The sequence below is a fragment of the Nonomuraea sp. NPDC003214 genome (assembly GCF_053590035.1).
Genome location: NZ_JBSFSX010000013.1, coordinates 81162 through 99167, shown reverse-complemented (window position 1 = coordinate 99167; position 18006 = coordinate 81162). Strand labels below are relative to the sequence as shown.

Sequence of the window (18006 nt, the reverse complement as noted above, 5' to 3'; positions counted from 1 at the left end):
GTGGGGCGGCATGACGCTGCGACTTGTTCAGGTGAACTTCAAGGCCCGGGACGACTCGGCGCTCGGCAGGTTCTGGGCGGAGGCGCTGGGCTGGCGGCTCTCCAGCGAGGGACCCGGCGTGACCAACCTCGAACCCCACGGCTTCGACTGGCCTGACCCCGACGGCTTCTACATCGACTTCGTCGCCGTCCCGGACCCCGAGACCGTGCAGTACCGCGTGCACCTCGACCTCGCCACCACCTCCGCCGAACACCAGGCGGAGCTGGTCGCGCGGCTGACGGCGCTGGGGGCGACGCCTGCCGACGTGGGCCAGGGCGACGTGCCGTGGACGGTGCTGGCCGACCCCGAAGGCAACGTGTTCTGCGTGCTGGAGCCCCGGGAGGTCTACCGGGACACCGGGCCGATCGCCACGATGGTGGTCGACTGCGAGGACCCCCGGGCCCAGGCCCGGTTCTGGGGCGAGGCCACGGGCTGGACCGTGCACGAGGTGAGCGACGACCACGCGCGGCTGCGCTCCGCCGAAGGCACCGGCCCGTACCTGGAGTTCCTCCGTGTTCCCGGCCCGCCCGCCGTGTGGAACCGCATCCACATCGACCTGCTGCCGGACCCCGTCGAGGAGCAGGAGGCGGAGGTGGCGCGGCTGCGCGCGCTGGGCGCCACGGCCGCCGACGTCGGGCAGGGCGAGGTGTCGTGGAAGGTGCTGGCCGACCCGGAGGGCAACGAGTTCTGCGTCCTCGGACGTGGCTAGCGCCTCCGCGGCGATTCCCCGCGATTCCCGCGGTTTCCCGCGAAGGTGACCTGAGGAGTCAACTTCTGTTGTGTCCCGCGTCCAAGATCGCTAACGTGGGATCGTGCCTGGAAGCAGCGCCACCTCCTGGACCGCCGCCTACACCCGCCAGGTCGCCGCGAACATCCGCCACCACCGCCGGCGCCAAGGGCTGTCGGTGCAGGGCCTGGCCGACCGGTGCACCGCTCACGGCTACCCGCTGGAGCGCGGCAACCTCGCCAAGCTGGAGTCCGGCCACCGCGCCTCCATCACAGTGCCGGAGCTGCTCGTCATCGCCCACGCCCTGGCCACGCCGCCGCTGCTGCTGCTCGCCCCGATCGGCCGCACCGGCGAGGCGGTGGAGATCCTGCCCGGCGTGGAGGCGGCGCCGCAGGACGCCGTCTGGTGGCTGGACGGCACCGCGCCGCTGCCCGACGACCCGCCCGACCACGGCGACGCCGCCCGCGCCGAGCTGCGCACCCTGCGCGAGCTGCAGGAACTGCTCGCCGAGTGGACCAGGCGTGACCGCGCCGCGGCGGCGGCCGCCGCCAGGGCGGAGGACGAGCGGGAGCCGCGCCCGCAGGCGTGGGCCGAGGCGGCCCGCGTCCACGCCGCCCAGGCCGCCGACCTGGCCGAGAAGATCCGCCACGTGCGGGAGGTCGCCCGGCTGCGCGGCCTGCCGTTGCCCGAGCTGCCGCCGGGCCTGCTCCACCTCGCCGACCCGGACCCGCTTCCGTAGACCGCCCTGTCCGATTCCGGCCTGCCTAGACAGCCTTGTCCGGTTCCGGCTTGCCTGAGCGCCCTGTTCGCTTTCGGGTTTCTTTGGCCGGCCCCTTTCGTCTCCCGGTTTCACGCAGGGGTGGTCTTCGGGTAGTGCGGGCGGAGGACGGCCGCGGCGAAGATCGACCAGCGGGCCCGCAGCGCGTAGCCGGACGCTGGCGGCACGAGGCACGCCACCTGTCTCACGCCTCCCGGCCGGGCTCGTCGCCCTCGGTCAGGGCCCGCAGCACCTCGGCCTGCTCGACGCCGACGCCCTCGGCCCGCATCCGGGCCGCCTCCTCGCCCGTGAACCCCGCCGCGCGCCAGGCCGCCACCTCCTCCATCGGCACCCCCGCCCGCCAGAACTCGGTCATCAGGGCGATGGCGTCCTGTCCCGAGGCGAGCACCCGTTCGGCCTCGCGGGCGGACAGGCCGAGCGCTTCGAAGACCCGCGCCTGCCCCGCCTCGATGCCGCGTTTCGCCCACTCCACCGCATCGGCGCCCGTCCACCCCGCCTCCACGTAGGGGCGGGCCCGGCCTGCCGGGATGCCGGTGCGCAGCAGCTCCCGCATGCTGTGGGAGCGTTCCTCGTCGGCGAACGCGCCGCCCGGCCGCTCGCCCCGGTGCAGCAGCCGCCCCAGCCAGCCGCGCGGGTGCGGGCGTTCCCCGGCCAGGTGCCGGTCGGCCGCTTCCTCGGGCGAATAGCCCAGCTCGCGCCACTGCACCGCGTCCCGTGGGGTCATGCCGGCCCGCAGCCACAGATCCACGGTGAACGGGGTGGCTCCGGCGGTGCGCCACGACCGCGCGTCGGCGGCCGTGTAGACGCCGGACCCGCGCCACCGCTCGGCGGTGTGGATCGGGAAGCCGTCCTCGATCCACTGCCGGGCCTCGGCGATGGTGAACCCGCGCCGCCGCCATTCGTGCAGCGGCTCGGGGCGCGGCTCGTCGGCGTGGTCCGTGGTCATGAGTCTCCTTTCGACGGCACGTCCGCCGGCACGCGGGCCACGGACGCCCAGTCGGGCGCGTGCCCGCCGTCGCCGATCAGGCAGACCACCACCAGCGCCCCGGGGCGCCGCTCCGGCCACGGCGTCTCGCCGTCGGTCAGCACGACGACCAGGTCGGGCCGGGGCCGCAGGGCCATCGCCGCATCGAGGCCGGCCCGCATGTCGGTGCCGCCGCCGCCGGTCAGTTCGATGTCGCTCGCCCGGCGCACCACCTGGACGGGGTGCGGGCGGACGTCGCAGCAGAACGCCCGCAGCCGCCGGTGGGGACCGGCCACGCCGTCGATGATCCCGGTCACCTCGGCCAGCAGCCGCTTCAGCACGTCGTCGGTGACACTGCCGGAGGTGTCGATCAGCAGCACCGTGTCGGGGACCGCGCGCGCCATCGACGGCGGCACGATGTCGGCGTACGCGCCGGCGCGGCGCGACGGGCGGCGATAGCTGAAATCGACCTGCCCGGCCACCGTGCTCAGCCCGCGCCGGGTCATCGCGCCCAGGCGGGCCCGCCAGTTCACCGAAGGGCGCAGGCGCTCCTCGGCCCAGCGGCGCCACCCCGACGGCACCTCGCTGCGCGCGCTGATCCGGTCCTGGATGCCGGCCGCGATGGAGCGTTCGAGCAGGTCCCGGTCGAGCTCGGTGAGTCCTTCGCCGGAGCCGCTGTCCTCGTACGCGCGATCCTGCCCGTCCACCGCGCTGCCGCAGTCGATCGCCTCGGCCAGGGCTCGCCCGCCCCGGCCCATCGCCTGGGCCAGCACGTCGAGCATCGGCACGTACTCCTCGGCGGTGCGGTTGACCGGAAGCCCCAGCTCGGCGGGCGACACCACGCCGGCCGGGCCGCGGAGGTCGGCGGCCTCCAGGTCATCGTTGATCTCGGCGTCGGCGGCCTGGTTCCAGCGGTGGGCCTCCTCGTCGCGGACCGGGCCGACGGCGTTGCTGACCTCGGGGCTCACCTCGGGGCCCGGCTCCGGCCGCACCGGCGAGCGGGCCGCGTGGCCGCGCACCAGGTGACCGACCTGGTGCAGCATCCACCAGCCGATCTCCTCGACGGGGGTGGCGAGCGTGGTGCCCGGTTCCACGTACAGGTTCCAGCGGGTGTCGGCGGGGAAGGCGCGGAAGCCGGGGTCGGGGACGGGAGCGCCGGTGTCCTCGTCCAGGGCCGGTTCCAGCACGACCGGGTTGAGGGCGAAGACGGCCGAGGCGAGGTAGGGCGCCTGGTGCGCCGCCCACAGCCGCGCGGCGGCGATCCGGGCGCGCACCGCCTCATCGGTGGCGCGGGGGCGGTCGGGGGTCATGGCATGAGCCCCGCCGAGCGCAGCACCGGCGCGAGTTCGAGCATCGTCCTGGGCAGGGTCGCGCCCTCGGGCCGGCAGCGGGCCAGCGACCGGGCCGCGGTCGCCGCCACGTCGGGGGCCGTGCGCGCGACCCGGGCCACCACCGCCCAGGCCCGCTCCCACGTGCCGGCCGTGGCGTCCGAGCGCACGTACGCCACCACGGCGCCGAGCAGGGCGTGCAGCCGGTCGAGCCGTTCGGGCAGAGGGGCCCGCGGGTCGTCCAGCAGGGTCTGCGGGTCGGGCAGGTCGAGGTTGCGCCGCCAGGACAGCAGCTCGAACCCGGCCGCCTCACCGACCGAGCCGAGCACCAGCTCGGCCAGGACCGGCTCGTCCGCGCCCAGGTGCTCGCACGCGGCGACCGCCCCCGCGGCCATCTCCCAGCTGCGCGGGCTGGGCCAGCCGCGTCCGGCCCGATCGGGGCTGTCGGGCACCGCCAGCACGAGTTCCGGCCGCACCCGCAGGAACGCCCCGACCAGCGCCCGGGCCCTGGCCGTCTCGGCGGGCCCGGCCGTGTCCTTCACGTTGAACTCCGGTACGGGGAAGCCGCCGGTGAAGCCCTCGGCGATGTCCTCGGCCGACACACTCCAGGTCAGGTGAATGAGCCGGTTGGCCAGCGGCGCGGACAGGTCCCAGCCGTCGGCGGCCTGGTCCGGCGGGTTGGCGGCGGCCACGATCCGCACCTCGTCCGGCAGCACCAGGTCGCCGACCGTGCGCTCCAGCACCACCCGCAGCATGGCGGCCTGCACGGCCGGCGGCGCGGTGGTCAGCTCGTCGAGGAACAGCAGGCCGCCCCCCTCGGCGGCGAGCCGCTCGGCCCAGCGCGGGGGTGCGAACCAGGTGCCGCCCTCACGCAGCACCGGCAGCCCGGAGAAGTCGCTGGGCTCGCGGATCGAGCCGACCACGACCTCGACCGGCAGGCCGACGGCCGCGCCGAGCGCGGTCACCGCGGACGTCTTGCCGGTGCCCGGCGCACCCCAGAGGATGACCGGCAGATTGGCTGTCACGGCGACCGCGAGGGCCTCTCGTGTCACTGATGGAGCCGCCATGTCGTCCTCCTCGCCACTGCCCGGATGCGGCGCGCCCGACGGGCCGTCACCGCAGTGCCGTCATCCTAGGTTGACGATCCTCCGTGCGTCAACCAAAGATGACGCCACTCGGAAGGCGCCGGTGCGGATCAGGCGCGGAAGGCGGCCAAGGGGGCGGTGCAGAGGGTCTGCTCGGCGTCGTACTCGTGGAACGTGCTGACCGGCCGGAAGCCGAGGCGGGCGGCGAGCCGCAGGGATCGCGCGTTCGCGGACTGCGTCACGATCAGGACCGGCTGGTCGGGAAGCTCCGCCGCCGCGGCGCGCAAGGCGGCGGTCGTGGCCTCGAACGCGTACCCGGCCCCCCAGGCGTGGCGGCGCAGCAGGTAGCCCAGCTCCAGCTCCCCGCCCTCCTCGGTGACGTGGCCGTCGCGGTCGGCCGGCCGGCGGGACAGCATCAGCGAGCCGACGACCTCGCCCGTCGTGGTGTCCGCGACGATGAAGCTGCCGGGCGTGGAGGTCTCACCGGCGGCCATGACCGTGCCGAGATGCCGCTCGACCTCGTCCAGCGGCCGGGGGCCGCCGAGATGCGCCTGGACCTCGGGATCGGTCGAGAGCTCGATGAGCCCGTCACGGTCGGACGCGTATACCGCCCTGCGGAGCAGGAGTCGGTCCGTGCGGATTTCCTTGACGGACAGCGTGGGCGATTGGCTCATGAGCCCGTGATCATAGAACAAGGTCACCGAATGGTAGGGTGGCGGCCATGATCCAGAAGTTCATCCGTTCGCGCTGCAGCTGAAGCGGCCTGCGCCCGCCGGTCGCCGAGCGACCAGCGCACGCGTCTTCGTCATGCCTTTCAGCGAACGGACTGTTCTTCATGCGATCCAACCACTCCTCTTCGTCGTCGCCCACGTTCGTGCTGGTGCACGGCTCCGGCAGCAGCTCTTTCATGTGGGCCTCGGTCCAGCGTGAGCTGGCCCTGCTCGGTCACCGCAGCTACGCCGTCGACCTGCCGGGCCACGGCCTCGACGCGCAGTACCCCATCTCCTACCAGGCTCCGCAGGACCTCGACGCGTGGGCGGCCGAGCCGTCGACGCTGGCCGGGGTCACCCTGCAGGACAACGTCGACGCGGTCACCGGCGTGGTCCGGCGGCTGGCGGAGCACGGGCCGGTGGTGCTCGTGGCGGCCAGCCTCGGCGGCGTCACCATCTCCGGCGTGGGCAACGCGATCCCCGGGCTGGTGAGCCGGCTCGTCTACATCTCCGCCTGGTCGTGCGTACGGCTCCCCAACCCGATCGCGTACATGCAGGAGCCCGAGTTCGCGGACAACCTGATGGCCCCGCTGGCGGCCTTCAACGTCGGCGACCCCGCGCGGCTCGGCGTCGGCCGGGCCAACTACCGCACCGCCGACGTGGAGCTGCTCGACGCGCTGAAGGCCGCCACCCTGGCGGACGTCAGCGACGAGCGGTTCCGCGCCTTCCTCAACATCCTGCAGCCGGACGAGTCGATCGCGGTGATGACGGCCGACGCCCGCGTCGACGCCGCGACCTGGGGCACGATCGCCCGCTCCTACATCCGGCTCACCGGCGACCGGTCGCTGCCGGTGGCCATGCAGGACAGGCTGATCGCCGAGGCCGACGCCCTCACGCCCGGCAACCCGTACGACGTGCACACCCTGGACACGTCGCACGCGGGGTTCGTCTTCAGGCCCGCTGAGGTGGCCGCCCTGCTGGACAAGGCCGTGAGCTAGCCCACTATACGGGCGGGGGTATGCTCGGTGTCATGGAGATGACCCCCGCCCTCGTGGGCGACGCGTTGACCCGGTTGCGCCGGGCGCACGGGCAGTTGGCCGGCGTGATCTCGATGATCGAGGACGGCGAGGAGTGCGCCGACGTGCTCACCCAGCTCGCCGCCGTCTCGCGGGCGCTTGACCGGGCCGGATTCAAGATCGTGGCCACCGGGCTGCGGCACTGCCAGGCCGCCCGCGAGCGCGGCGACGAGCCGCCCATGACCGAGCAGGAGCTGGAGAAGCTCTTCCTGGCGCTGGCCTGAAGTCCCGCGACGCGGGAAGGCGATGAGCGCAATGTCTGACCCGGATACCCCCGGGGGTGTAGGAGGAATGATGAGCATCGACGTCCACGTCATCGCGACCTCGTCGCTGGGCGACCACAGCTATCTGGCCACCGACGGGCAGGCCGCGGTCGTGGTCGACCCGCAGCGCGACGTCGACCGGGTGCTCGCCCTGGCCGGCCGCGCCGGCGCCCGCATCACCCACGTCGTCGAGACGCACGTGCACAACGACTACGTCTCCGGCGGGCTGGAGCTGGCCAGGCTGACCGGCGCCCAGTACGGTTTCGCCGCCGCCGACCGCCCGCCGTTCCCGCACCTGCCGCTGGCCGACGGCGACGTCGTCGAGGTCTCGCCCGAGCTGCGCCTGCGCGTCCTGGCCACGCCCGGCCACACCTTCCACCACCTGTCCTACGTGCTGGAGGGCGCCGACGGCGTCCGGGGCGTGTTCACCGGCGGCTCGCTGCTGTTCGGCACCACGGGCCGCACCGACCTGCTGGGCGACGAGCACGCCGACACGCTCGCCCGCGAGCAGCACGCCTCCGTGCGCAAGCTGTCCGACCTGCTGCCCGGCGGCGCCGCCGTCTGGCCGACCCACGGCTTCGGCAGCTTCTGCTCGGCCACCCAGGCGTCCGGCGACGACTCCACCATCGAACGCGAGCGGCGGGTCAACCCGGCGCTGCGCCTGGCCGAGGACGAGTTCGTCAGCCGGACGCTGGCCGGGCTCGACGCCTACCCCGCCTACTACGCGCACATGGGCGTCATCAACCTGCATGGCCCCGATCCGGTCGACCTGCGCCGCCCGCCCGGCATCACCCCCGGCGAGCTGCGCGCGCGGCTGGAGGCCGGCGAATGGGTGGTCGACCTGCGCCACCGCACGGCCTACGCCGAGGCCCACCTGACCGGCACCGTCAGCCTCGGCCTGGACGGCCCGATGGCCACCTGGCTCGGCTGGCTGATCGACCGGGGCGCGCCGCTCACCCTCATCGGCGAGACGCCCGAGCAGGTCGCCGACGCGCAGCGGGAGCTCGTGCGCATCGGCGTCGACCGGGTCGCCGCCGCGGCCACCGGCACGCCCCGGCGGCTCGCCGACGACCCCGCCCAGGTGCGGGAGCTGCGCACGGCCACGTTCGCCGGGCTGGCGGCCGCGCTGGCGGGTGACGTGCCGGCCGGGCTGCCCGCCCCCGACGTGATCCTCGACGTGCGGCTCGGCAACGAGTGGGACGCCGCCCACATCGACGGCGCCGTGCACGTGCCGCTGCCCGAACTCGCCGCCCGCGCCGGCGAGATCCCCGCCGGGACCGTCTGGGTGCACTGCGGCAGCGGCTACCGCGCCACCGCCGCCGCCTCGCTGCTCGCCAGGACGGGACGCGAGGTCGTGCTGGTGAACGACGCCTTCGACCGCGCCGCCTCCGCCGGGCTCGCCATGGCCGCCTGACCCGCCGCGCGCCGCGAACGTACCGACCAGAAAGGCCAGCACATGACCACCCTCACCACCGCACAGGTCCGCGCCCTGCTCGACAGCGGCGCGGGCGTCCGGCTCATCGACGTCCGCAGCCCCGGGGAGTTCGCGGCGAGCCACATCCCCGGCTCGGCCAACGTCCCCCTCGACCTCATCCGCAAGCACGCCGCCGGCCTCGCCGCCCGGCACGACGACCACGTCGTCCTGGTCTGCCGCTCCGGCGTGCGCGCCCGCGACGCCCACGCGATCGCCGCCGCGGCGGGCCTGCCGGCCGTGAGCGTGCTCGACGGCGGCCTGACCGCCTGGCAGAGCGAGGGCGCCCCGCTGAACCACGGGCGCGGCGCCTGGGCGATGGAACGCCAGGTCCGCATGGTGGCGGGCACCCTCGTGCTCGCCGGGGTCGCCGGTGGCATGGCCTGGCGGCCGCTGACGTGGGTGGCCGGGGCGATCGGCGCGGGCCTGACCTTCTCCGCGCTCACCGACACCTGCGCGATGGCCAGGGCGCTGTCACTGCTCCCGTGGAACCGGACCGCCTCGGCCCGGCCCGAGGCCCAGACGCTGGCGGCGCTGACCGGCCGCCCGTGACCGCCGACTCTCAGGCCGTTTCGTCCGGTTCGCGCCGGGTGAGCACCAGGGCGGCGTCCTCGGTGATGGCCACCGTGTGCTCGGAGTGGGCCGTACGCGAGCCGTCGGCCGACCGGATGGTCCAGCCGTCGGGGTCGTAGACGATCCGGTCGGTCGTCCGGGCGAACCAGGGCTCGATCGCCAGCGTCAGGCCGGGCCGGAGCGCGAGGCCGCGCCCCGCCTTGCCCTTGTTCGACACGTGCGGCCCCTCGTGCATGGTGCGCCCGATGCCGTGCCCGCCGAACTCGGTGTTGACCGGGTAGCCGTAGTCGCCGGCCACCGCCCAGATGGCCGCCGAGATGTCGCCCAGGCGGTTGCCCGGCCGGGCCGCCTCGATCGCCGCCTCCAGCGCCTCCTCGGTGGCGCGGACGATCCGCAGGTCCTCCTCGGCGGGGGTTCCGACGATGACCGTACGGGCCGAGTCGGCCACCCAGCCGTCGATGCCGACCGCGAGGTCGGCCTTGAGCACGTCGCCGTCACGCAGGGTGTAGTCGTGGGGCAGTCCGTGCAGGACGGCGTCGTTGACCGACAGGCAGATGACGTTGCGGAACGGGCCGTCCCCGAAGGAAGGCGCGTAGTCCCAGTAGCACGACTCCGCGCCACGTCGTTTGATCATGCCGCGTACGTGGTGCTCAAGGTCGAGGAGGTTGACGCCCACGTCGGCGAGCCGGCCGACCTCGGAGAGCACTTCGGCGACGAACCGCCCGGCCACGTGCATGCGTTCGATCTCCGCAGGCGTCTTCAGTTCGATCACGGTTACCTCGCGTCCTAGAGTGTCGGTATAACTATACCGCCATCCAGGCGCTTGCCGGTATAGTTATACCGGCACTATCCTGGGGCGCATGGTCCGCCAACCGCTCACACGCGAGCAGATCGAAGCCGGCCGGCGTCTCGGCGCCCTCCTGCGCCACGCGCGAGCGGGACGCGACCTGGCCGAGGTCGCGCAGGCGGCCGGCATCTCGCCGGAGACCCTGCGCAAGATCGAGACCGGACGGCTCCCGTCTCCCGGCTTCGGCACGATCGTCTGCCTCGGCGAGGCGCTCGGCCTGCCGGTCGAGGAGCTGGCGGCCACCTGGCGCGGCAGCGACCTGCCCTTGGAGGCGGCCTCGTAGCGGCCCGCCCCTCACGCCACGCCCGCCGGCTCCCCCACGGCGTCGTTCGCGGGCGCCGGCTTGACGAGCGAGGCCGTCGTGCCGTCGGACGACTCCGTGCGGTAGCCCTCGGCGTGGTAGAGGGCGAGGTTGCGGCGGCTCCCGGCGCCGGTGGACAGCACGACGCGGCGGCAGTCCGCGTCGGCGGCGGCCTCGGCCCGGCGCAGCAGCCAGCGCCCGACGCCCTGTCCGCGCAGGTCCGGGGCGACGCCGAGCCGGCCCACGTGCCAGTCGTCGCCCGCGCGCCGGGTGCGCACCATGCCCAGCAGTCGACCGTCCCGCCACAGGCCCGTGCCCTGCCAGGCGCCCAGCCACGCGCGCACCTGCTCCAGCGACTCCCCCAGGGCGGGGATGTCCAGCGTGTCGTTGGCCTGCGCCTCGTCCACCCAGCAGCAGCGCTGGAGCACCAGGACCTCCGCCGCGTCGTCAGGAGTCAGCTCCCGGATGTACGAGCCCGGCAGCGGCCCCGGCGTCGAGCGGATCCGCTCGCGCATCGGGCGCAGGGCGTGGGTGAGGCCGACGAGCTCGTCCAGGATCCCGGCGGCGGCCGAGTCGCGGGCGGCGTCCGGGCGTAGCCGCCCGTTCTCCACCGTGTCGGCGATGCGCAGCGCGACCGTGGCGCCCAGCGGCACCATGCGCAGTGTCGTCACCACCTGCTTGGCGTGCTGGACCGCCCGGGTGCCCGCCGAGGTGTTGCCGTAGCTGACGAACCCCATCGGCTTCCACGCCCACTCGCGGCCGAGGTAGTCCAGGGCGTTCTTGAACGTGGCCGGCATGCCGTAGTTGTACTCGGGCGTGACGGCGATGAAGCCGTCCGCGGCGGCCACCATCGCGCTCCACCGCTTGGTGTGCTCCTGCCGGTAGACGCCGGACGACGGGTGCTCCTCCTCGTCGAGGAACGGCAGGGCCAGGTCGCCGAGCGCCACGGGCACGAGCTCCACGCCGAGTTCGGCTGCCCGGGGCGCGATCGCGCCGATCAGCCACTCCCCCACGACCGGGCCGAGGGCGCCGGGACGGGTGCTGCACACCAGGACGAGGACACGCGTAGTTTTCGTTGACATGGAAACGACCGTACCTGGTAACTTGTTTACATGTCAAAGAAGCAGTCTCACGCCACGGTGCGCTGGCTCGAAGCCGACGAGGAACGGGCGTGGCGTGCCCTGCGGCGCATGATGATCGCGGTCCAGACGCGCACCGCGCGCGACCTGGCCGAACTCGGCCTGTCCGACCCTGATTACGAGGTGCTGAGCACGCTGTCCGAACGCCCCGGCCGCACCAGCACGCTGCACGAGCAGGCCGCCAAGATGGGCTGGTCGCGCAGCCGCCTGTCCCGGCACGCCACCCGCATGGAGGCCCGCGGCCTGCTGCGGCGCGAGCCCGACCCGGACGACGGCCGGGGCTGCTACCTCGTCCTCACCGACCACGGCCTCGAAACGCTGGAGGACGCCGCCCCCGCCCACCTCGAATCGGTCCGCCGCCACGTCATCGACCGGCTCTCCCCCGCCGACCTGGCCGCCCTGGAAGAGATCGCCGGCAAACTGGAAGAACCCACCTGACCGGTGTGAAGCGTCCTAGGATGGGCCGCTATGCGGCTGGTCTGGGTCCTGCTTCTGCTGCTCACGGCGTGCGCCCCCAGCGCCGGATCACCCGCCCGGACGCCGGCGGACCCGGGCGGGTCGTGGCGGCTGACGCACACCTGGAACGGGTCCGGCGAGCACCGGTGGCACTCCGTCGCCGCCACGCGCTCGGGGCAGGCGTGGGCCTTCGTCGCGGGCGACCGGGCATTGATGATGCGGTGGGACGGGCGCGCCTGGCGGCGCACCGAGCCGCCCGGCGCCTTCACCCCGGCGGGCTACGGCTTCGGCTTCCGGACGTCACCGGAGGGTGACGACCTCTGGCTGGTGTCCGGCAGCGTGTGGCAGCGGGCGCGGGGCCAGTGGGTGAGACGCCCCCGGTCCTCTCCCTACGACGACCTCGACGTCAGGGACCTGGCGGTCCCGGCCAAGGGCGAGGCGTGGCTGGCCGAGACCGGCGAGTACGGAGGCTGGTACCTGCACCGGCGGGACGGCGGCAGGTGGAAGCCGGTGCGGAGACCCGCGGGCGAGGCGGGCTCGGCATGGCTGGAACGGGTCGCCGCCTCCGGGCCCGATCAGGTCTGGGCGATCCAGCAGGCCGGCGGCGCGACCCAGGCCATCCGGTGGGAGGGCTCCCGGTGGAGCGTCCACCCCCTGCCTCAGATCCCGGTCCCGTCCCCCAGCCCCACCAGCGCGGGCTGCGTCAGCACGGGGTGGCCGAGGTTCTCGATCCAGGCGCTGGCCGTGCCCCGCCGTGACGACGCCTGGGCCGTGGGCTCGGTCCTGGTGGAGAAGCCCGGCGCCTGCCTGCGCTACACGGCCAAGGAGGGCGTGGTCCTGCGCTGGGCGGGCGGCACGTGGAGACGGGTGGAACGCCCGATGCCCGGGACCGCGCTGACCGTCGCGCGGGCGGACACCGACGGCGGGGTGTGGATCGCGGCCAACCCCGACCAGGGGCGCAGACCGTACCTGCTGCACGTCAAGGACGGGCGGTGGACCGAGCACCCGCTCCCCGAGGGGCCGACCGAGATCATGGACCTCGCGCCGGTGCCCGGCACCGCCCGCGTGTGGGTGTACGCCAGGCAGGGCGGCCGGGTGTCGCAGCTCTACGAACTGGCCAGGTGACCCGGGCCGGGCCCCGGTGCCCGGAGGCCGCCGTTCACCGCGGCGACGGCCTCGATCTCCACCGTGAGCGCGGGGTCGGCCAGCGCGGCGACGACGGCCAGGGAGTGCGCCGGGACGTCGCCGCCGGGATACCACGCGTCGAACACCTCGTCCCGGGCCGCGCGGAAGCCGGGCAGGTGCTCCGCGCCGGCCACGAAGGTCAGCAGCTTGACCACGTCGTCCGGCCCCGCCCCGCACGCGTCCAGCACGGACCGCAGGTTGGCGAACGCCTGGCGGGTCTGCGACAGGGCGTCCGGGCCCGCGAGCGAGCCGTCCGCCAGGTTCCCCACCTGCCCCGAGACGAACACCAGCGTGGTGCCTCCCGGCACCGCGGCCACGTGGCTGTAGCGGCCGACGGGTGCCGGGACCCCGGCGGGGTTCCAACGGTTGATCATGACGCTCGCCTCTTCCGGTCTCGCAGCGCGTCGACGGCCCGTTCGACGTCGCCGCCGTCGTTGAAGTAGTGGAAGCCCACCCGCAGCCGGTCGCCGAGCAGGGTGGCGCGCACGCCCTCCCGGGCCAGCCGGGCCCGGACAGCGTCCGGGTCGCTGACGCGCACCACCGCGATGTGGCTCCCGCTGCCGGGAAGCGGGGCGCCGGCCTCCGCCTCGGCCACGCGCTCCCGGAACTCGGCGGCCAGCCGCAGGCAGTGGCGCTCGACCCGCTCGGCGTCGAGAGCGAGCAGGAGGTCCAGCGCGGGCAGCGCGCCGACCCAGGACAGCCAGGCGGGCGAGGTGTCGCAGCGCGCCGCGCTGCCGGCGGTGACGTACGGCCCGCCGAAGTACCCGTGCGGGGGCTCGGTGGACTTCCAGCTCGGCAGCAGCGGAACCAGCTCGCCGACGTGCTCGGGCGCGGTGACCAGCCAGGCGGCCCCGCGCGGGCACAGCATCCACTTGTAGCCGTGCACGGCGAGGTAGTCGGGGCGTACGCGGTCGAGGTCGAGGCGGAGCGCGCCGAGCGACTGGGTGGCGTCGACGAACAGCCGCGCGCCCACGCCGTCCGCGGCCCGGCGCAGCGCGGGCAGGTCGGCGCGGTGGCCGTCGATCGACAGCACGTCGCTGACGGCGAGCAGCGTGGTGCGCGGATCGAGCGCCGCCACCAGGTCCTCGGTCCGGGTGCGGCCGTCCCGGGGCGGCACCAGCGTCACCTCGTGCCCGGCGGACTCCAGTTGCCGCCACGGGAACAGGTTGCTCCGGAACTCCTGGGCGGGCACCACGATCCGGCCGGGCGGCAGGGACTTGGCGACCGTCGCGGCGGCCTCGGCGACCGAGCCCACGACGGCGATCCGCTCCTCGGCGACACCCAGCAGGCGGGCGACCGAGCTCCTGGCGGCGCCGGAGGCGCGGTCCCATTCCTGCCAGTCGAAGTCGCCGTACAGCCATGAGTCCAGGGCCGCCTGCAGCGCGTGCGCGACCTCGAGCGCGGCGGGCGGGCTCGCCGGCGTGTCCAGCCAGACGTGGCGCTGCAACGCGGGGAAGCGCGACCGGAACTGCTCGGAGCTGAGCATGTGATCCTTCCGGGTCCGTCGGTTCTGCGGTTGGCAGTATGGCCCGCGGCCCCGGGCACCGGCCCAGGGCCGGTCCGGCCTTTCGCTATAGTCGAAAACTCGCTTCGACGAACCCCGTGACCTGCCCGCTCATGGCATAGCGTGCGGGCGACCAGCCCGGGAGCCAGCATGACCAGCCCAGCATGACCAGCCAGCCCAGCATGACCGGCACCGCCCTGCCGCCATCCGCCGCCGAGAGCGACGGCAGCCTGCAGACCCTGCTGCGAGGCATCGACGTGCTGCGGGCCGTCGCCCTCGCGGGCGGCCAGGCCACGGCCAAGAGCCTCAGCCGGCAGCTCGGCCTCAGCCTCGGCCGCTGCTACCACATCCTGCGCACGCTCAAGGCGGGCGGCTACGTCGTGCGGCTGCCCGGCGGGCGCATCGACGTCGGCCCGGGCGGCGCCTCCCTCGGCAGGCAGCTGCGTGCCAGGTTCGAGCCCCTTCCCGAGCTGTTTGCGATCCTGGCCAGGCTGCACGCCCGGACGCGGGAGACCTCGTACGTCAGCGGCTGGCACCACGGCGTCATCACCCTGCTGCAGTTCATCGCCGGTGAGCAGGCGCTCGGCGTGCGCGGCCTGGACGTCGGCCACACCGGCGACACGCACGCCCGCGCCTCCTGCAAGGCGGTGCTGGCGCACCTGCCGCACGAGCAGATCGAGATCATGTTCCGCGGGGTCGAGCTGCGGCGGCTGACCGCGCGCACCCTCGGCGACGTCGACAGCCTGACCGTGGAGCTCGGCAACATCCGCAGGCAGGGCTTCGCGCTCGACCTGGAGGAGTTCAGCGACGGCATCTGCTGCGCCTCCGCCGCGTACTTCGGCCAGGACGGCGCTCCGGCGGGCTCGTACACGGTGTCGGCGCCCGCCACGCGGTTCAGGGCCGCCCAGCGCGACCTGGTCGCCGCCGTGCAGGAGGCCGCCGCCATCGCGACGAACCTCCTGCGCGGTCATCATTTGGCCGTGCCCGGCCGCGACTGACGGGACGCCCGCCCGTCACGCGGCCGTCGCGGGTGCGAACATCGAGAGGAGCCGCCCGGCCACCGTGTCACGGCCGGGGATCGCGGCCCGCTGGAGCGCGGGCGCGGCGGGGATCCGCAGGTCCTCGGTGGCGATCCGCAGCGGCGGCGCCGACAGCGGCACCCCGCGCTCGACCACCCGCGCGACGACCTCCGCGCCGAAGCCGCCGGTCAGGTTCGCCGCGTGGACCACCGCCAGGCGGCCCGTACGCGAGACGCTGTCCACGACGGTGTCCGTGTCGAACGGGTCGATCCAGCGGGCGTCGATCACCTCGACGCTGACGCCGGACGACTCCAGGACCCGGGCGGCCTCCAGCACCGTGTGCAGCATCGGCCCCCAGGTCACCACGGAGACGTCGGACCCCGCGCGGTGGACGCGCGCGCCGCCGATCGGCGCCCGGGGCCCGTCCTGGTCGACCGGGCCCTTGAGCGAGTGGTAGAGCTCCCGGCTCTCGATGACGACGACCGGATCGTCACAGCCGATCGCGGCCAGCAGCAGGTCGTAGGCGTCCTGCGGGGTGGCGGGCAGGCACACCCGCAGGCCGGGGACGTGCGCGAACAGCGCCTCCACGCTCTGGGAGTGCTGGGCGCAGGAACCGGGTGTCGCGCCCTGCTGGGTGCGTACGGTCATCGGCGCGGTCAGCCTGCCCCGGGAGACGTACCGGACGTTGGCCGCCTGGTTGATCAACTGGTCGAACGCGACGAATGCGAAGTCCGCCCACATGATCTCCACGATCGGCCGCAGCCCCATCATGGCCGCGCCCACGGCGCCGCCGAGGATGGCCGACTCGGAGATGGGCGTGTCGAAGACGCGCTCGCCGAACTCCCGGCGCAGGCGGCGGGTCACGCCGTGGACCCCGCCGGGGAGCGCGACGTCCTCGCCGAACAGCAGGGTGGCCGGGTCCTCCGCGAGGGCGCGGCGCAGCGCGGCGTTGACGGCCTGGGCGTAGGTGATCTCAGCCATGCACGTGCTCCTTCACGGTGGCGGGGTCGGCCGGCGGCGCGGCGAGCGCGGTGACCGCCGCGGCCGCGATCTCGGCACGCGCCCGGGCCTCGACCGCGGCGAGCTCCGCGTCGCCGGCCCCTGCCGCGCGCAGGGCCGAAGTCAGCACGACGATCGGCTCCGTGGCGCGGGCGGCCTCCACCTCGTCACGCGGCCGGTACGTCTGCGCGTCGCCGATGTAGTGGCCGACCAGCCGCTGGGTGTGCGCCTCGACGAGGACGGGCCCCCGGCCGGACCGGCAGGCGTCCACCGCCTCGGCGACCACGCGCCGGACGGCGCCGACGTCGTTGCCGTTCACCCACGAGCCCGGCATGCCGTACGCGGCGGCGCGCGAGACCAGGTCGTCGTCCCTGACCATCGCGGCGATCGGCGTCAGTTCGGAATAGTGGTTGTTCTCCACCAGGAAGACGACCGGCAGGTCGAAGGCGCTCGCCATGTTCATGGCCTCGTGGACGGCGCCCTGGTTCATCGCCCCGTCGCCGAACACCGCGAGCGCGACCCGGCCGGAGCCGTCGTACCGGGCGGCCAGCGCGGCGCCGACGGCGATGGGGGCGTGCGCGCCCACGATGGAGTTCTCGCCGTAGAAGCCGTGGTCGGGATCCGACAGGTACGCCGAGCCGGCCCGCCCGCCGTTGGTGCCGGTCTCCCGGCCCAGCAACTCGGCGAACAGCGCCGCCGGGTCGGCGCCGCAGGCCAGCGCCCAGCCGTGGCCTCGGTAGGTGGCGAACACGGCGTCACGCGTCAGGTCGAGCGCGGCGCAGGCGCCCACCGGGACGGCCTCCTGGCCGATGCACAGGTGGACCGAGCCGGCGATCCGCTCCTCGACCCGCAGGCGGGTGACGGTCTCCTCGAAGACCCGGATCCGCCACAGTCCGGCCAGATCCGCCAGCGCGGTCTGGGTAGGGGGATGAGGCAACTGGTCCACCTTTCCTGCGGGGGTCGTCACGGCATTCACTGTGCGTCCGTCCCCCTGTCGCCTCCACCGCGCGACGGCCCGCTTTCGACTATCTGCACATGAATGCACAGTGGATCAAAGCGTGCGGGGTGCTGACGGCTGCTGGGCGGTCGCCTCGGGTCCGGTGAGATCGCGCGGGTGAGCGGGCGGCCGGGCCGTGCCGGCACGGCGCGCGGCGACGAGGCCGAGCACGCCGATGGCGACCATCAGCCAGCCGCCCGTGACCGGGAACTCGATGACGCACAGCAGGGCGCCGCTGATGATCAGGTACCAGCCGACCTGGGCCGGGAAGCGTCCCGTGAGGTGGGCCAGCGTCCGGGCGAGGGTGCCCAGCGCCAGGAGCAGGATGCCGGCGGCGAAGAAGTAGAGCGTGTATTCGCGCTTGTAGTAGTCGGCGGCGGAGGTGTCGGCGGCGGAGGCCCAGAAGCCGTCGCCGGCCATGTCGGCCCAGGAGTTCGGCGTGGCGAGGGCGTAGGCGAAGTGCACGATCGCCAGCGCGATGATCAGGCGGGGGACCCATCGGGTCAGTGCGTTCATGTGGTGTGCTCCCACTCGTCCGGGCCAGG

22 protein-coding genes are annotated in these 18006 nt (G+C 74.3%); 10 read left to right on the top strand and 12 right to left on the bottom strand.

Features of this window, described 5'->3' with window-relative positions; all coding sequences use genetic code 11:
• Window positions 1-10 precede the first annotated feature (10 nt).
• Together ACWDXC_RS34985 and ACWDXC_RS34980 are read left to right on the top strand one after the other, a co-directional pair.
• Window positions 11-748, top strand: a complete 738-nt coding sequence (locus tag ACWDXC_RS34985) for a VOC family protein (RefSeq protein WP_449989348.1) — start codon at window positions 11-13, stop codon at window positions 746-748.
• Between the two features lie 103 nt (window positions 749-851).
• Complete coding sequence (locus ACWDXC_RS34980) at window positions 852-1505, top strand: hypothetical protein (protein WP_449989346.1); 654 nt, start codon at window positions 852-854, stop codon at window positions 1503-1505.
• A gap of 223 nt (window positions 1506-1728) precedes the next feature.
• Here the strand turns inward: ACWDXC_RS34980 and ACWDXC_RS34975 are convergent, their stop codons facing one another.
• The 5 genes from ACWDXC_RS34975 to ACWDXC_RS34955 all read right to left on the bottom strand — a co-directional run bounded on the left by ACWDXC_RS34975 (window position 1729) and on the right by ACWDXC_RS34955 (window position 5830).
• Window positions 1729-2490, bottom strand: coding sequence for a hypothetical protein (locus ACWDXC_RS34975; RefSeq protein ID WP_449989344.1), 762 nt, complete (start codon window positions 2488-2490; stop codon window positions 1729-1731).
• Window positions 2487-3818: a vWA domain-containing protein gene (locus tag ACWDXC_RS34970; RefSeq protein ID WP_449989341.1), complete on the bottom strand. Its 1332-nt coding sequence runs from the start codon at window positions 3816-3818 to the stop codon at window positions 2487-2489. The genes ACWDXC_RS34975 and ACWDXC_RS34970 overlap by 4 nt, the downstream gene beginning before the upstream one ends.
• Window positions 3815-4903 carry an AAA family ATPase gene (locus tag ACWDXC_RS34965; protein ID WP_449989338.1) on the bottom strand — a complete coding sequence of 363 codons (1089 nt, stop codon included), beginning with the start codon at window positions 4901-4903 and terminating at the stop codon, window positions 3815-3817. The genes ACWDXC_RS34970 and ACWDXC_RS34965 overlap by 4 nt, the downstream gene beginning before the upstream one ends.
• 128 nt (window positions 4904-5031) lie before the next feature.
• A complete protein-coding gene (locus ACWDXC_RS34960) occupies window positions 5032-5595 on the bottom strand; it encodes a GNAT family N-acetyltransferase (protein ID WP_449989335.1) in 564 nt (187 codons plus the stop codon).
• A gap of 10 nt (window positions 5596-5605) precedes the next feature.
• Window positions 5606-5830, bottom strand: a complete 225-nt coding sequence (locus ACWDXC_RS34955) for a hypothetical protein (protein ID WP_449989332.1) — start codon at window positions 5828-5830, stop codon at window positions 5606-5608.
• On the opposite strand from ACWDXC_RS34955, the gene ACWDXC_RS34950 reads away from it, so the two are divergent.
• The 4 genes from ACWDXC_RS34950 to ACWDXC_RS34935 all read left to right on the top strand — a co-directional run bounded on the left by ACWDXC_RS34950 (window position 5829) and on the right by ACWDXC_RS34935 (window position 8993).
• Complete coding sequence (locus ACWDXC_RS34950; protein WP_449989329.1) at window positions 5829-6629, top strand: alpha/beta fold hydrolase; 801 nt, start codon at window positions 5829-5831, stop codon at window positions 6627-6629. The genes ACWDXC_RS34955 and ACWDXC_RS34950 overlap by 2 nt on opposite strands.
• Window positions 6630-6661: 32 nt before the next feature.
• Window positions 6662-6931, top strand: a complete 270-nt coding sequence (locus ACWDXC_RS34945) for a metal-sensitive transcriptional regulator (protein ID WP_357587878.1) — start codon at window positions 6662-6664, stop codon at window positions 6929-6931.
• A gap of 70 nt (window positions 6932-7001) precedes the next feature.
• Entirely contained in the window at window positions 7002-8384 is a 1383-nt protein-coding gene (locus ACWDXC_RS34940; protein ID WP_449989325.1) for an MBL fold metallo-hydrolase, read from the top strand.
• A 42-nt stretch (window positions 8385-8426) separates the two neighbouring features.
• A complete protein-coding gene (locus ACWDXC_RS34935; protein ID WP_449989322.1) occupies window positions 8427-8993 on the top strand; it encodes a rhodanese-like domain-containing protein in 567 nt (188 codons plus the stop codon).
• 10 nt (window positions 8994-9003) lie between these two features.
• Here the strand turns inward: ACWDXC_RS34935 and map are convergent, their stop codons facing one another.
• Window positions 9004-9786 (bottom strand): type I methionyl aminopeptidase, encoded by a 783-nt coding sequence (gene map / locus ACWDXC_RS34930; RefSeq protein ID WP_449989320.1) that lies wholly within the window; start codon window positions 9784-9786, stop codon window positions 9004-9006.
• Between the two features lie 88 nt (window positions 9787-9874).
• Here map and ACWDXC_RS34925 point away from each other — a divergent pair, with 88 nt between their 5' ends.
• On the top strand, window positions 9875-10144 hold the full coding sequence (locus ACWDXC_RS34925) for a helix-turn-helix domain-containing protein (protein WP_219510698.1): 270 nt from the start codon (window positions 9875-9877) through the stop codon (window positions 10142-10144).
• Between the two features lie 11 nt (window positions 10145-10155).
• On the opposite strand, the gene ACWDXC_RS34920 is transcribed toward ACWDXC_RS34925, so the two are convergent.
• Window positions 10156-11244: a GNAT family N-acetyltransferase gene (locus tag ACWDXC_RS34920; RefSeq protein WP_449989318.1), complete on the bottom strand. Its 1089-nt coding sequence runs from the start codon at window positions 11242-11244 to the stop codon at window positions 10156-10158.
• Window positions 11245-11274: 30 nt separating this feature from the next.
• On the opposite strand from ACWDXC_RS34920, the gene ACWDXC_RS34915 reads away from it, so the two are divergent.
• Complete coding sequence (locus ACWDXC_RS34915) at window positions 11275-11739, top strand: MarR family winged helix-turn-helix transcriptional regulator (RefSeq protein ID WP_375073025.1); 465 nt, start codon at window positions 11275-11277, stop codon at window positions 11737-11739.
• Window positions 11740-11769: 30 nt separating this feature from the next.
• Window positions 11770-12882: a hypothetical protein gene (locus tag ACWDXC_RS34910; RefSeq protein ID WP_449989315.1), complete on the top strand. Its 1113-nt coding sequence runs from the start codon at window positions 11770-11772 to the stop codon at window positions 12880-12882.
• Here ACWDXC_RS34910 and ACWDXC_RS34905 read toward each other — a convergent pair.
• A complete protein-coding gene (locus ACWDXC_RS34905) occupies window positions 12864-13316 on the bottom strand; it encodes a RidA family protein (RefSeq protein WP_449989313.1) in 453 nt (150 codons plus the stop codon). The genes ACWDXC_RS34910 and ACWDXC_RS34905 overlap by 19 nt on opposite strands.
• Window positions 13313-14428 (bottom strand): aminotransferase class V-fold PLP-dependent enzyme, encoded by a 1116-nt coding sequence (locus tag ACWDXC_RS34900; RefSeq protein ID WP_449989311.1) that lies wholly within the window; start codon window positions 14426-14428, stop codon window positions 13313-13315. The genes ACWDXC_RS34905 and ACWDXC_RS34900 overlap by 4 nt, the downstream gene beginning before the upstream one ends.
• 182 nt (window positions 14429-14610) lie before the next feature.
• On the opposite strand from ACWDXC_RS34900, the gene ACWDXC_RS34895 reads away from it, so the two are divergent.
• A complete protein-coding gene (locus ACWDXC_RS34895) occupies window positions 14611-15444 on the top strand; it encodes an IclR family transcriptional regulator (protein ID WP_449989310.1) in 834 nt (277 codons plus the stop codon).
• 15 nt (window positions 15445-15459) lie between these two features.
• On the opposite strand, the gene ACWDXC_RS34890 is transcribed toward ACWDXC_RS34895, so the two are convergent.
• The 3 genes from ACWDXC_RS34890 to ACWDXC_RS34880 all read right to left on the bottom strand — a co-directional run bounded on the left by ACWDXC_RS34890 (window position 15460) and on the right by ACWDXC_RS34880 (window position 17977).
• Entirely contained in the window at window positions 15460-16446 is a 987-nt protein-coding gene (locus ACWDXC_RS34890; protein WP_449989307.1) for an alpha-ketoacid dehydrogenase subunit beta, read from the bottom strand.
• Window positions 16439-17401: a thiamine pyrophosphate-dependent dehydrogenase E1 component subunit alpha gene (locus tag ACWDXC_RS34885; RefSeq protein ID WP_449989305.1), complete on the bottom strand. Its 963-nt coding sequence runs from the start codon at window positions 17399-17401 to the stop codon at window positions 16439-16441. The genes ACWDXC_RS34890 and ACWDXC_RS34885 overlap by 8 nt, the downstream gene beginning before the upstream one ends.
• 114 nt (window positions 17402-17515) lie before the next feature.
• Window positions 17516-17977: a DUF6463 family protein gene (locus tag ACWDXC_RS34880; protein ID WP_449989302.1), complete on the bottom strand. Its 462-nt coding sequence runs from the start codon at window positions 17975-17977 to the stop codon at window positions 17516-17518.
• Window positions 17978-18006 lie beyond the last annotated feature (29 nt).